Source organism: Zunongwangia pacifica, assembly GCF_023499215.1.
GTDB lineage: Bacteria > Bacteroidota > Bacteroidia > Flavobacteriales > Flavobacteriaceae > Zunongwangia > Zunongwangia pacifica.
In genome coordinates this window covers 14,019-28,637 of sequence record NZ_JAKHSK010000046.1, presented here as the reverse complement: position 1 = coordinate 28,637, position 14,619 = coordinate 14,019, and the positions used below count along the sequence as shown (strand labels likewise).

The window sequence follows — 14,619 nt, the reverse complement described above, 5'->3', positions numbered from 1 at the left end:
ACAGTTATACCTGAATGAATTTATCTACAAACTCAACAGAAGATATTTCGGAGAAAAACTCTTCGATAGGCTCGTTATAGCAGGAATTACAGGTTATGACTAATTGCGGATAATCAATAAAAATTTCTAAATTCGTAAATCTTGGAACTATAGCAGTTAAATGTGGGGAATGTTATAAAGTTCATTACTCCCGCCTCAGATGAAGATCTAAACCAAATATTTGTGGTATTGGGAGTTATGAAAACATTGCAACCCATATCTCAAATTTAGGATTATTATAACCTCTAGTAAATACTGGAATTGGTGAAGAATTTCAACGAGATGAAATCCAAACTGCTGACCTTATAGGCTATCATATGACGATTGAAACCATTGAGGCCGGAAAATTAGAAGGAACCGTTATTCAGGTGAAAGATCATATGGTCTTGCTTGAGCTTACCAAAACAGATCATGGCGTAAAATCTAATGTGGTTTTAACGATTAAGCTGAGTATGGTAAAGAATATAACGGAACGCTATTTGTAAACTAATGCATCGAAAAGCTCAGGTCTTAGATGTTGACTTGCGTGGATCAATTTAAATTGATTTAAGACTGATTTTACTGAAATCCATACGATTTAGTAATTTAGTAAAACCACGCTTTCATTTTTACGTAATTACGTAGGTATTGAAAGAAGACGGGAGGGAAAAGCTTACCCTACTAAACTTATCCCTCCCTTAACTTAGAAGTTGCAGACAATATTACTATTCTTAAAGGATATTTCCTGCATGCGAAACCTTACTAAAAGTAAGGTTGTGTTGTTATCCACCCTATTCAACCTTACTTTTAGTATGGTTGTGGAGTACTCTAAACTCCTTTTTCAAATCTAAATTTGCCGATGGAGCAATTTTTAGATTTAGTTAGTTAGTAAAAGCAGCTTTGCTGCACGAGTAAAAGAAGAATGTTTAGGTATATTGTTATAAGCAATGAAACGGAAACTGTACGTCAGGTTACTTATCAATTAAGTAACTTTCCAGAATTTATTTGCCTAAACATTACTTCTAATTTTGACGAAGCTTCCAATGTAATTCTTAAAGAAAGCCCCGATCTTATTTTTTTGGATCTCGATATGAGACTTCCCGATATAAGCTGTTTTGAGTTTGTAAACCAACTATTTCAATACACCGATAATCTACCCAATTTTGTAGGCCTATCAGAAAGTAAAGAAATGGCTTATCTAACCATAAAAAATGATTTCGTTGATTATATTCTTAAGCCGGTTAGCGAATTCGAAATGCGAAAATGTATGCTGCGCTTTAAAAAAAAGGCGAGTAAACAGATCAGTAGGCTATGCCTCAAAAATAATTCCGATTACCATTATATTGATATTGATGATATCCTATACCTACAGGCAGATAACAATACCACCGATATTTTCTTAAATACAGGAAATAAAATTGCCGCCTTCGAAACCCTGAAAAAGTTTCAGGAAAAGCTACCTAAATTCTTTATTCGTATACATAACAGCTACATTATTAATTCACAACAAATTAATCGAATTAATTTTGGAAAGTCTAAAATTAGCATGAAGGCTAATTTTGATACTGTTAACCTACCATTCTCCAGAAAATATAAAGATTCTGTTAAATTTTTTAACGATACAATGATTGCTGATCAATTTGCAACCGTGCTGAACTAAGTCAATTACCCTGATTTTTTTACTACTTACTATGTAGGTCTTGTCAGTTACTAAACAGGTGCTGCAAAGTTTATTTTAGGGATTTTTAACATATAGTTTTGGTTTTTATTAACAATTAAATCATAACTCTTATGCTTAAAAATTATGTATCTCTAGCGCTACTTCTACTCTTAATTCAGTCATGTACCCAAGATGATCTTATCGAAGAAGCAGAAATGAATAATCAGTATAAAATTGATGTGGAAGACCTTGACTTAAGAGAGTCTGCAAGTACTGAGAATGATAGCGTCTATAATACTACTGACACCGAAGGAGAAGAAGAAGGTTCATCAAATGAAAGAGGATAAAGCCGTATTGCAATCTCAAAATATTAGTAAATTAGCCCAATATGAAAAACGGGCTAATTTACTTATTCTTTTTGTTACTCTCAATGATTGCTTGTGACCGGATTTCATCAAACAAAACTGTGGATAGAGTTGATATAATTAAGCAGAAAATTATTGATGAGCCACGTTCGAAGCATACAGTTTGGAAATCCTTATCAGATTCAGTTAAGATTGAGCTCGCTTCTGAACTGAGCAAGTATTATAGAAAACAAAAGGATTCTTCAAATTTTTATTCGTGGAATTCTCAATTTTTATACTTATCTCAGATAAATGGAAATTCTATTGAAACAGCGGAAGCATATTGGGATAGAGCGAACTTCAATGAATATACTAGTCACCTTGATAGTTCTTATTTTTATTTTATAAAAGCTTTTGAAATATTTGAGGTATTTGGAGACCAAAAACATACAGCATCTATGCTATACAGTGCGGGCATCGTTCAGCGTAACTTGAAAGATTATATAGGAGGAGAGGTAACTACTATTGATGCGATTCGAATATATGAAAACTTAAATGATAATCGGGGATTATATAAATGTTATAATAGTTTAGGAATTATTCACAACAATCTTAATAACTTCGAATTATCACTTTCATATCATTCTATAGCCTTGGAAAAAGCTAAAGAAATGTCTGATCTTAATCTTATAGCTGCTTCCAAAAATAATCTTGCAGTGATTTATCGTGAACATCATGATTATGAAGAGTCTATTAGACTAGCAAAGGAAGGTTTGCAATGGGATAGTATATATCAAAAAGATCGGGAACTATATGCAAGACTTGTAGATAACCTTGCATATTCTCAGCTTAAATTAAAGAAAAAGGGAAAGGAAATTTTTGATGCTCTAGAAGAAGCTAGAGCCATCAGAGATAGTTTAGGTGACGACTCAGGGCTTTCTGTCAGTAATATACATATCGGAGAATATCATATTGAAAACGGGAATATCTCTCGTGCCAAAGCAATTCTTAGGGATGAATTAATTCATGCGAAAAAAAATAGTAGTGCTTCGGATCTTATTCATGCTTTGGATTTATTAGGTCAAATAGACCCTGAAAATTCTCAGAAATATCTGCAACGACGAATAGCAATTTCCGATAGTCTAATTGATATTGAGCGAAAGACCCAAAATAAGTTTGCCAGAACTCAATATGAAACTAATAAAGTGATCGCTAATAATGAACAACTTGCTAGCGAGAAAAAGTTGATTATTATTTCAGGAGTTATTGGACTCCTTCTGGTAAGCCTTATTTATTTTTTAAATATGCAGCGCATTCGAGTGAAGAAATTACGCCTGGAACGTGCTCAGGTAAAATCCAATGAAGACATTTATCAGTTGCTTATTTCTCAACAAAATCATCTGGAGGAAGGTAGACGCCTGGAGAAAAATAGAATGTCTAAAGAATTGCATGATAGTGTGTTAGGTAAACTTTTTGGTATTCGGTTTTTACTCTCCAGTCTAAATGGTCAGCAAGGGCAAGCAATTGAAAAACAGCGTGAACAATATTTGAAAGATCTGGAGAATACCGAAGAAGAAATTCGTGAGATTTCTCATGGATTAAGAGATAATAACGAAGTACTTAAAACGAGTTTCTATCAAATTATCCAAAATTTTCTGGAAGAAAGAAAAGCTATATATAGTTTTAATATTAGCTTAAGTATCGAAACTGGTACCTTTGATCTCAACGAAATTCCTATATCTTATAAAATAAATATCTTTAGGATATTGCAGGAAGCTATATTTAATGTCGAAAAATATGCTAAAGCAACCGGAGCCAAAGTGAGCATCAATGTAGATAAAAATGAAAAATATATAACACTTGAGGTGGAAGATAATGGCGTTGGATTTGATGTCGATACTGTAAAGAAAGGAATTGGGTTGACTAATATAAAGGAACGGACACAAGAAATGAGGGGAAGCTTTAACATTACCTCCCTCCCGTCCCAAACAATCGTGAAAATAATTATCCCTATATATTATGAAAGCTGAAAGAATTTTGATCATTGATGATCATGCCTTAATTGTAGAAGGTTATAAAAATGTCTTACTTCGTGATAATGAACAGTATAATATTGATACTGCTTATTCCTGTAAAGAAGGTTATAAAAAACTTAAGCTAGCCAGAAATGAAGGTATTTTTTACGATATTATTTGCCTTGATATGAATCTCCCTGCTTATGATGAAATGAATATCTTTTCGGGAGAAGATCTCGGACTGCTCTCTAGAAAATGGTTTCCACAAACCAAGTTGGTGGTTTTAACGATGTATAATGATAACTATAGGCTGTATAATATTATGAAAAGCCTGGAACCAGAAAGCTTTCTTCTAAAAAGGGATATATCTCCACAGGAGTTTTATACAGCCATACAAAAATGTTTAGAGGGAAATATTTACTATAGCAGTACTATAAGTGCCATGCTTCGTTCTACCATAACCTCTGATTTTGTGTTAGATAAAACTGATAGGAGTATTTTACATTTTCTCTCAAAAGGGATTCAGACTAAAGAGCTGACGGACTATATTCCATTGTCCCTGGCCGGAATTGAAAAAAGAAAACGGGTAATGAAAGAAATTTTTGATATTAAAGGGGGAGATTTGGTCTTGATTGATTTTGCTAAAAAACATGGCTTTTTATAAGCCGGTAGCAATTCGCTTTCGGGTTAAAATAATTGTTGCGGTTAAGTTTTCTTTACTATTATAATATTCTTTTTCGATTCTAAAATCTATGCTTGCTGCCTGTTCTGGATAGTTTTGACTCAAGTTGTAAAATAACTTTTCAAGCGACTTATAATCACCTTCGAGTTTAAAGATATAGCTATACTCAGTAAGTTTATTATCGTCGAAACTGACGATGTGAGGTTCCAAAAAACTGGTAAGGTTTAAAGCCGTATTGCTTTCGCTTTCTTTTTGAATAAAGGCTAATAATTGACTTTGATATAACTCCTGTGGTTGGTTTTTAAGCAGAAGAATAGAATCTAAAGCATTTTTTTGCTTTTTTAACCTTGGTAAGGCTATGGATACGTTTTGAGTATTGGCCAAGGAGGCTTCTAAACTTTTATATTCTTCGATAGTGTCCAGTGTCCTTTTGATCGCATATTGATAGCTGGCAATACCAATCAAGACAAGCCCGAGACTATATAAGATGATTTTCTTTTTTGTATCCATTTACTTTAGCCTTATGTTAATGGCAAATTCATATATGCCTTTATTTAGCTGTAAATTATTTAGGATGGCTTCTTGTGTAAATTTCATGGTTTCGAGATTATTTATAAGACTGGTAATCGCCGTTTGTTCCCTCGTAGTTCCACTAATGATTACTGAATTTGATAGCAGGTTCAGCGGTTTTTCCGGAGCGATCTGCTTTTCTAATGGCTGGTATGCTAGTCGAGACAGCTTAATCTCCTCTGGAATATGCGCAATAATAGTGTTTGTAATCTTACTGGGGTTAAGACCTGACTGAGGTTGTATTTGAGCTAGCTGTACCTTAAGACTATCGATGGCTTTTTTTAACTCCTGAGATTGGTGTAGCCGTGTAAGCTCCTGTTGCTGATTGATTCTAATGCTTTCTAATTTGTTATAGTAGCTCGTAAATACCAACGTATTAATAATTAAAATGATAAAAAGAATCGCAAAGCCTGAAGGAATGCCAGTGACCAGTATCTTTTTTTGAGAAAATGCCTGCTGAAGTTTATGCGCTAAGTTGTCAAGGTTTGAATTCTCAGATGCCTCAAGGTATTTTGTGAATGCACCTATATTGATGAGTTCGCTACTCTGGACTTGATCACTACCAATAGCATAATAAATAGCCTCACTATATGCTTCATAAGTATAGCCCGTTAGTTGGTCTTCATTAAAATCAAGGGTATAAGGGTAAACATGTAATTTCGCTTTATTTTTCTTGTCTATTAAAGGCAAAATAGTGGAAGCACAGAAAAATCCCAGACTTAAATTAATGATCGCAATCCCAAGAGATTCATAATATTTTATGATCGATTCTGCATACAGCCTTCTGACAATAGCAATATAAGAAAATGAACCCGCGTTTAGAATTTGATAATAAAACTCCTCCAGATTTAAATTAGGAAATGCCTGGTTTACTTGGGTGCTTAGGTTTTTAGTACTATTGACAGCATTTACCTTCTTGATAAGAACCTGTTCACTAACCAAAATAAGATGGGCATGCGATACTTCTTTGGCTTTTGATTTTATTGCTTCACCCTTAATCCGAACGCTTGCTGTATTTTCAAAACTGTCCTTATTTTTTTTAGCCTTGTTGATGAAGCATTCGAAACCATCCTGCTCACTATTGTCATTTATATGAGCAATAGCGTGCATATGGCTTCCATAAGCTATTTTTTTCCAGATGCTTTGCATGCTTATTTCTGAATATTAATAGATGACTGTAGGCTTAATTAAGATGTTTAATTTTCGTTTAGAATCCTCACGACGACGTTCGCTGAAAAGCCATTTGATTACAGGAACTCTTGCTAATAAAGGAACTCCTGATCCGGAATCATCTTTAGTTCGTTGTTCAATACCACCTAAAACGGCAACATCCTGATCTCGCATTCTAATTATTGATGAAAACTCTCTGCTGTTCATTCCAGGAGGGGCTTCCTTCGCAATACGCTCTCCATTAAAGCTGGATTGCATCACATTAATGTCCAAAGTAATCTCCCCGTTGCCGGAAACAAAGGGCTGAATGTCCAAGGCTAGCTCGGCATCAATAGGATAGTAATTGGTGATCTCACTGGTTTGAGGAATCTGTGAGCCGAAAAAGTTTTGATTTGTTACCGCATAATAGGTGGTCTGACCGCTAGATAGATGAGCTTTGTGTCCATTTAACGTACTCAGTTTTGGCGTAGACAAAACTTTCAGGTTTCCATTGGATTCCATTGCCTTAATATTCATATAGAAATTAGGTAATACTCGTCCTAAATTTAAAGAGCCAAAACCATCGAAGCCACCAATGACTTTATTGACCGTTTGTGCGCCAATTTGCATGTTGGTATTGGGAAAGGCTTGTCCTTCTGTATCAATTTCTTCTTCTCCAAGACCAAAATTAATTCCAGTTTCCACTGTAGCAGATTTGTTAACTTCTAAAATCATCACTTCAATAAGAATAACAGGAACGGGTTTATCAATATATTCTACAAAATCCCGAAACCTGTTGATATCCGTAGCTTTCCCGGTAACCACAAAACTATTAAGCTCCGCATCAATTTTTAAATGGATGTTTTGTAATAACTCTTCAGGAATGATCTTTTTTATGGCATCTAAAGAAATATCCGATTCATCCGGATCATAACTATTATAATTGCCTGATGTATTTCTGGTATTGTTGGAGTAGGGGGGAGTACCCATATTATTATTGTAGTTATTGCTGCCGTAATAATTTGTGTTTCCTGTGACAAAATTGCTGTTGCGATTACGTTTTCTTGCTGAGTAATTGTTGGTAGGGTCGGAGAGTAATTGAACCGATCGATACATCATTGGAATTACAGCAATATCTTTTAATGATAATAGATTGGCATAGCCAAAAAAGTAAAGCTCACCTTCCTTACGATAGGTGAAAGCCTGTGAAGAATTTTGATTTGCTATGCTACTGTTGGGAACAGCGTTTCCACGGTTATTGGACTGATAGTTTTGACTGCCCTGACCGTTTTGGTTAAAGTCTTCGCTTAAAACAGGTTGTTGCTCCTGAGTGCTTTCAAAAATATATTGTAACAATTGGTCGTAATGAATATTATCGGAGCTGAAGCTTAAATTTCCCAGATTCTCCAGCGGCGAAGCCAGGTAATAATCTACTCCAAGGGCTTCGGAAACTGATCGGATTACAGCTGCTGAGGAGGCATTTCTAAATTCGACAGCAATTACTTTATGTATGGAGTCCAAAACCTGAAACTGAAAGTTGTCGGACATTTCCAATGCAGAATACATATTTCCCTCTCCGTTTTGTGCTATTAGATTAAAAATATAAAATCCATCCCTCGATTTTGTGACACGTAAATTGTTTGCTAATGCCATTTTTTCAATAGCATTAGTCATTGGTACGTCTTTAAGGTAAATGCTTAATGGCAGATTTTCCATGCCGGGAGAATATACCAGATTGGTGCCGGTGACATTTGTAATCTTACGGAATACTTTGCGAAGTGGATCATTTTTTAGATCCAGACTAATCGTATTGTTTTGCGCCTTATAGGTGACATTCGGTTCCTGTTCCTGAATAGGAGGAGGAACGGGTTCATAGGGAGATATGGAAATAATGTTTCCTGTGAAATTAAAATCTAACTCATATTCTTTGGCAACAAAGACCAAGAGATTTTTAATGCTAACATCGCCAAAATTGTTTACAATAGTAATATTTCCAAGTGCCGGACTCAGATGAAAATTGATATCATGGACTTTAGCCACTGCCAGTAAAAAATTGGATAAAGAGGTATTGGAAAGGTTGATGTTAACTTCTTCATTTATCGCTGGATATTCCCGAGCATAGCTATCCAGATCACGTTCGAGGTTTTCAATTCTTATGGCATCTTCCTGAGCCCATGTATTCAAGCTACAGCAACTCAATGCCAGGCTTAAAATAAAAATAAGATAGAGGGTATGTCGTTCTAAGGTCATATTCGGTGAGATAACAATGAATAAATTTCTTCGCTAGACGTCAAACCTGAGCGTAATAAACGAAGTGCATTTTCATCTAAGGTTGGAATGCCCTGTTCTTTCAAGTATGGGGCTATATCATAATGCCCCGACTGAACAAATTGTTCAAGAGCTTTGTTCATGGGTAAAATTTCATAGATCGCAATTCGACCGGAATATCCTGTGAAATGACAATTCTGACAGCCCACAGCCGTATGACTGTGTTTAATATCCTTTGGGATTTCAAAGTCTATCGGGAATTGCTCCTTGCTTACAGGGGATTCCTTTTTGCATTCCGGGCATAGTTTTCGTACTAAACGTTGAGCCATACTGATCTTTAATGTAGAGGCGATTAAAAATGGCGGAATATTCATATCAATGAGCCTGGAAATAGTCGCCCAGGCAGAATTGGTATGGATAGTAGAAAATACCAGATGCCCTGTTAATGCCGCCTTAATCGCCATGTTTGCTGTTTTTTCATCTCGAATCTCTCCTACCATAATAATATCAGGATCCTGACGTAGGAAGGTTCGAAGTGCGCTCGGGAAATCAAAACCAATATCTTCCTTCAACTGTACCTGATTGATGCCTTCCAGGGTATATTCTATAGGGTCTTCAATGGTCGTGATATTTCTACTTTCTTCATTAAGCAGTTTGAGGGTGCCGTATAAAGTGGTCGTTTTTCCGGATCCTGTTGGACCGGATATTAAAATTATCCCATTGGGATTTTTAATCCCTTCTTTATAGACCTGCAATTCTTTTTCAGTGAAGCCCAGGTGCTCCAGGTTAATGTCCGAAGTATCCCGCTTTAATATACGCATAACAATTTTTTCCCCATGTAACGTAGGTAGACAGGATACCCGGATGTCGAATTCATTGCCTTCTGCATTGATAGCGATTCTACCATCCTGAGAAAGTCTTTTTTGAGAAATGTCTAAGCCTGCTTTAATCTTTACCTGATTAACGATTTGAGGATATTGGGATTGATTAACTTTAAATTGCTCTATTAAATGACCGTCAATACGAAATCTAACCCGACTATATTTTTCATACGGCTCTATATGAATATCACTGGAACCATAATTCTTTGCGGTAATCAATAATTTTTCAAGGAAATTTAAGTTATAATCTAAAGTCTCCGACTGGCTTGATTTTCGGTAATTTTTGGCTAAAAGCTCCGTCAGTTTATCCGGAGCCGTAAGCTCAATATGTATGGTTTTATTATAGATAATCGATAGTTCCTGAACAAGTGCTTCTTTTGATGAAGTGTCGCTTAGAAAACGAATGCTTTCTTCCGTGTAACTGCTGGGGATAATGCGATAGGCATAAGCTTCCTCTGCGGAAATAAGTTGCTTAAGGTCGGTATGTAACAGGCCTGCCATATGCTTAATAAAATAGATTTGGATAGACGCCAAGTAGGTCGATAAGGTATACACTAATGTAATGAATACTCATAAAACCCGCTAATGGAACACTTTTCTCTTTTGTGAACACCAAATGCAACGCAAGGCTTAAAATCAGGCTAAAGCAGAAAGTGATAATAAAACTTGGTGTGGGGAGACAAAGTGCCATGGCAGTGAAAAAAAGAATATCACCAAGCCCGAAAGTGTCCTGCAATTTGCGTTTTAACTTGATGCGACTGTACATCCAAACACATAAAAGTACACTGCTAATAATAATCAGATTAAGACCAATAAAAAGTAAAGTGACTGTTGTACTTCCGGAACGATTAAAATGATAGTAACAGCCCAAACAAGCGAGTAGAGGAAATAAAAACCAGTACACCGAACGAGAGGTAAGATCCTGATAGGTGATCGTGCCCAGAGTTAAGCTTATACAGATATTGATTACCCACATGCATTAGTCTTTAACAATTTGTTCAGGATTACCATTCTTATCAATTTCCCATACGTCAAAAATTCCATCTCCATCAAAATCAACAACGGCAGTTGCACGCACTTTGTAATTGTTTAAGCTTGCCTCAATGATTTCATACTTGTAATTTGCATTTCCGTTGTCCTTAACCGTTAGTGGGGCTTCATAGCTGATATCTTCAAAAGTCCCCGAGTATTTGGAATGTAAAAATTGATATTGTTGCTGAAGATTGGAAATGTATTTGAGTTGTATTTTTGCTTCCTGCGCCTTCGTTTTGCTAATTAATGGCATAAAATTAGGTAGCGCTATCAATAGTAATATTCCGATAATTACCAGAACTATCAGCATTTCCTGCAAGTTAAAAGCTTTTAATCTTCTCGTTTTCATAATTCATTTTCCTTATTACAATAGTAAAAAAGAGCTATGGTATAAAAAAACTTAAAACCTTACTAATAGTAAGGTTATGCGGTTTCTGCCTACTGTAGTTATATAGAACGACTTTTGAGTTAGAGTAGAGTTTCAATCTAGCTAAATGAGGTGAAAATAATATTTAACTTCAAACCTTACTTTTAGTACGGTTTTTATTAATGGTTAAAGAATTTTTAAATACTACTTTTGGGTATTAAATTTTCTGAATCAAATCTTATTTTAGATTAAAATACCTTGTTTGGAGAAAGTTGTATGCCTCATTAATAATTTCAACAATCTAAAATGAATCGCTTTGATGACACAGTTTATGATGTAATATGATAATTTCAATCTAAACAAAAGATGATAAAAAAAATACTTTTCTTTAGCCTCTTTATTATTGCAACGGATTCTTTTGCTCAGGCAATTAATCCACCAGAAGATATTAAAACACCTACAGCAACTTCTTTGGGCATATATGGAGATGTGCCTGTAAGTCCATATACCGGTACAACAAATATAGAAGTTCCTTTATATTCTTTAAAATCTTTAGGTGATAATTTGGAAATCTCATTAAACTATAATTCATCTGGGATTCAAGTTAACTCCGTTCCTGGATGGGTAGGGCAGAACTGGTCATTGAATGCAGGAGGAGTTATTACCAGAACTGTTAGAGGAGAGCATGATTATAGGTACCAGGTCCGTAATTTTAGTATGGATGGAAGGAAATTAATATTAAAAGGATATTATTATTGCTATAATAAATTGAATACAAATAATTGGTCAAATACAACTAATTTAAAAAATTTAGCGTCAGAGGCTCGTAACTATACCTCTAGTAATGATTATTACGAAATGGATCTTGAGCCTGATATTTTTACATTTAACTTCCTGGGCATGCATGGTAAATTTTTTCTGGGTAATGATGGAAATTATAAGATACAAAGTGATACGAACCTTAAGGTTATTATTGAAGAGGGAGATTTGAGAACTACTTCTTTTAATGGATATGCTGCTCTTCCAAAGGATATAGGGAAGATTACATTAATTGATGACAAGGGTATTAAATATGTTTTCGGTAAAACCCCATCGGAAACTGAATATGCAAGACCATTCTATATATCCGATTTTGCTTATCATTATATTAATACGGGAAGTTATGTGCGTCCTAATGCATGGTATCTCTCTGAAGTTATAGACTTGAATGGTAATGTTATTTATTCATTTACTTACGAAAGAGGAGAATTAAATGCTACCTTTTATCCTGATCATCATTATTATCAGGGAAGTTGTTATGAATATGATAAGTATCAGCAGCAATTAGTAGTTAAAGATGGTACGCTTAAATCTTTTTACAACGGAACACTTCAATTTCCTATTTACTTAAAAGAAATTGAAACATTCGAAGGAAATCGGGTCATATTCAATAGCGTTAACCATTCCATTACTCCTTATTTAGCATCTGATCCGCACTTAAGTCGGAATTCTTTATCAAATTTACCTACCAGTAGAGGGTTTGAATTATCCTAATAATCCACCTAGACCAATTCAAGTTTGGGAGCTTAATCCTCCAAATTCTTACTATGTATATAATAAATTGTATCCATTTCGACATTTTGATAAGTCAATGCTCGATGAAAACTCAACCGCTGAAGAGAGAAAAGAAGCCATAATTGGTCAATTGAAATGGAGAAAATTAAATTCTATTACCGTTAAAAACTTCAATAATGATTTTATAAAAAAAATTGAATTTAATTATAATGATGGTGATCAGAATGCGAAAAGGTTAAATCTGTTGAATATTGATGAAGTTGATGGATATGAAGTCAGGAACAATCTGTACACTTTTGATTATGATGATTTTAACGCCATTCCAAGACCCCTATCTCATAAGATTGATAAATGGGGATATTACACGGGAGAAGACTATATATTACCTCAAACTGAAAATTGGGGAAGTGCAAATGTTTCTAGGGATTATTTTAATGAACATGAGGCATCACGGAATACTAGAGATATTTATAATCGTAAAGGTCTTTTAAAAAAAATATACTATCCTACTAAAGGTTTTACTTATTTTGAATATGAATCTAACTATGCTAGATATTTTGTTGATGATAATTTAACATTGCAAACTTTTGATCAATCTAAAGCTATTGGAGGTGCCAGAATAAGCAGGATTATACGCAACGGAGGTTCAAAAAATGAACAAGTAGAAACTTACGAATATAAAGACGGCATCCTTTTAATAAATCCTTATTATACGCATCCTGATTGGAATATTGGTCAAGGCCCTAATTCAACTTTTTATGTTTTTAGTACGAACAATCTAATACCGCTTTCTAATTTTAGTGGAGGGCATATATCTTATCCTAAAGTTATAAAAAAACAAATAGGTTTGGGAAAGACGGTATATACGTATACAAGTTATTTGGATTATCCAGATAATAGTTCTTCAGGTACGTTACATGCCACACATTCTATTTTTCATCAAAGAAATGACAGAAGTTTACTGAGAGGAAAATTAATCAGAGAAGAAGTATTTAATGAAAGCGGTAATATGGTTTTAAAAAACAATTATAATTATAGGGATGTAGCAGAAGTGGTTCAGTCCAATAATTTTGTTAAAGCTTTTGATTATAGAAAAGATATGCTGTGTCCGTCTTTTGGAACGATATTCGGTAATGCGTACAAACTATTTTATTTGGATTATGACTTGGTAAAAAAAGAAACTGTAGCTTATCATAATAATTCCAATAATGTTATTACGGAATCGGAATTTATAAAAGAAGACTTTGATATTGAGACCACAGCAGACCATGAAAAATTAATTAAAAATGGTTCTAGGCTTCTTATTGAGACTATACATTCTGACTCAGATGGTTTCCAGAATAAAATAAAATACAATTATCCCCATAACTTTCTTCTTATTGAATCTTATCAAAATTATCCGCTTAATGATTGGTATTTCCGGTACAAAGAGAATATTTATAAAAAGATGGTCGATAGTTATTTTATAAGTTCACCAATTGAAATCATAAATTATAAAGGTTCAAAAACTGTCGATGCTGAAATTACCAACTATAAAAGGGAGGGTAATAAGTTTTTAAAAACTAATTCTTTCAAACTGGAGCCGTTAGTAAATGATTATCAGTATCAATCGATGGGATACCCTTTAGGTTCATCAATTATTAATTTTGATGATGACTTACAGGAAAAAGTAAGAATAGATAGGTATAATGCTGTGGGCAATATTTTACAAATAACTTATCAAGATAGTAAAGTAACCAGTTATATCTGGGGATATAATAAATCTAAGATCGTGGCTAAAGTAGAGAATGTTAGATATGAGGATATAGAAAATCTATCTGGATTTGGTGATAATTTTGATTTAGGTAATAGTGGTTTGTCCGATAGTCAAATATCAACTTTAAGGAACATTTCAACCGGAAGAGTTATGACTTATAAGTATAAACCTTTGGTTGGTGTGACGGAGATTCAAGATTTTAGAGGAAGTAGTACTTTCTTTGAATATGATTCATTTAATAGATTAAATGCTATAAGGAATAATGAAGGGGAATTATTAGAAGAGTTTGAATATAACTTTTTGAATAATTGATGATAAAGAAG

13 protein-coding genes and 1 pseudogene are annotated in these 14,619 nt (G+C 34.3%); 8 read left to right on the top strand and 6 right to left on the bottom strand.

Translation table 11 applies throughout. The features are described from left to right. From L1967_RS20165 to L1967_RS20140, 6 genes and pseudogenes are all read left to right on the top strand, one after another. A pseudogene (locus L1967_RS20165) lies at positions 1-103 on the top strand (IS1595 family transposase); the annotation flags it as partial. A 253-nt stretch (positions 104-356) separates the two neighbouring features. After that, entirely contained in the window at positions 357-524 is a 168-nt protein-coding gene (locus L1967_RS20160; RefSeq protein WP_249603307.1) for a hypothetical protein, read from the top strand. Positions 525-940: 416 nt separating this feature from the next. Next, complete coding sequence (locus L1967_RS20155; protein WP_249603306.1) at positions 941-1,678, top strand: LytR/AlgR family response regulator transcription factor; 738 nt, start codon at positions 941-943, stop codon at positions 1,676-1,678. Between the two features lie 131 nt (positions 1,679-1,809). Continuing rightward, complete coding sequence (locus L1967_RS20150; protein ID WP_249603305.1) at positions 1,810-2,025, top strand: hypothetical protein; 216 nt, start codon at positions 1,810-1,812, stop codon at positions 2,023-2,025. Positions 2,026-2,066: 41 nt separating this feature from the next. Beyond that, positions 2,067-4,052: an ATP-binding protein gene (locus tag L1967_RS20145; protein WP_249603304.1), complete on the top strand. Its 1,986-nt coding sequence runs from the start codon at positions 2,067-2,069 to the stop codon at positions 4,050-4,052. Continuing rightward, positions 4,042-4,701, top strand: a complete 660-nt coding sequence (locus tag L1967_RS20140; RefSeq protein ID WP_249603303.1) for a response regulator — start codon at positions 4,042-4,044, stop codon at positions 4,699-4,701. Before L1967_RS20145 ends, L1967_RS20140 begins: the two co-directional genes overlap by 11 nt. Here the strand turns inward: L1967_RS20140 and L1967_RS20135 are convergent. Genes L1967_RS20135 through L1967_RS20110 form a run of 6 tightly spaced genes read right to left on the bottom strand, consistent with a single transcriptional unit; the run spans position 4,696 to position 10,968 of the window. Further along, positions 4,696-5,229, bottom strand: a complete 534-nt coding sequence (locus L1967_RS20135) for a hypothetical protein (protein ID WP_249603302.1) — start codon at positions 5,227-5,229, stop codon at positions 4,696-4,698. The genes L1967_RS20140 and L1967_RS20135 overlap by 6 nt on opposite strands. Then, positions 5,230-6,438: a hypothetical protein gene (locus L1967_RS20130; RefSeq protein ID WP_249603301.1), complete on the bottom strand. Its 1,209-nt coding sequence runs from the start codon at positions 6,436-6,438 to the stop codon at positions 5,230-5,232. Positions 6,439-6,453: 15 nt separating this feature from the next. Next, on the bottom strand, positions 6,454-8,688 hold the full coding sequence (locus tag L1967_RS20125) for a type II secretion system protein GspD (RefSeq protein ID WP_249603300.1): 2,235 nt from the start codon (positions 8,686-8,688) through the stop codon (positions 6,454-6,456). Further along, positions 8,685-10,088, bottom strand: a complete 1,404-nt coding sequence (locus L1967_RS20120; RefSeq protein WP_249603299.1) for a GspE/PulE family protein — start codon at positions 10,086-10,088, stop codon at positions 8,685-8,687. Before L1967_RS20120 ends, L1967_RS20125 begins: the two co-directional genes overlap by 4 nt. A 4-nt stretch (positions 10,089-10,092) precedes the next feature. Further along, positions 10,093-10,563, bottom strand: coding sequence for a hypothetical protein (locus tag L1967_RS20115; RefSeq protein ID WP_249603298.1), 471 nt, complete (start codon positions 10,561-10,563; stop codon positions 10,093-10,095). Positions 10,564-10,566: 3 nt separating this feature from the next. Further along, entirely contained in the window at positions 10,567-10,968 is a 402-nt protein-coding gene (locus tag L1967_RS20110) for a prepilin-type N-terminal cleavage/methylation domain-containing protein (RefSeq protein WP_228251717.1), read from the bottom strand. Between the two features lie 384 nt (positions 10,969-11,352). Between L1967_RS20110 and L1967_RS20105 the strand changes: the two genes are divergently transcribed. Together L1967_RS20105 and L1967_RS20100 are read left to right on the top strand one after the other, a co-directional pair. Next, a complete protein-coding gene (locus L1967_RS20105) occupies positions 11,353-12,519 on the top strand; it encodes a hypothetical protein (protein WP_249603297.1) in 1,167 nt (388 codons plus the stop codon). Beyond that, entirely contained in the window at positions 12,506-14,608 is a 2,103-nt protein-coding gene (locus L1967_RS20100) for a hypothetical protein (RefSeq protein ID WP_249603296.1), read from the top strand. The genes L1967_RS20105 and L1967_RS20100 overlap by 14 nt, the downstream gene beginning before the upstream one ends. Positions 14,609-14,619: the final 11 nt, after the last annotated feature.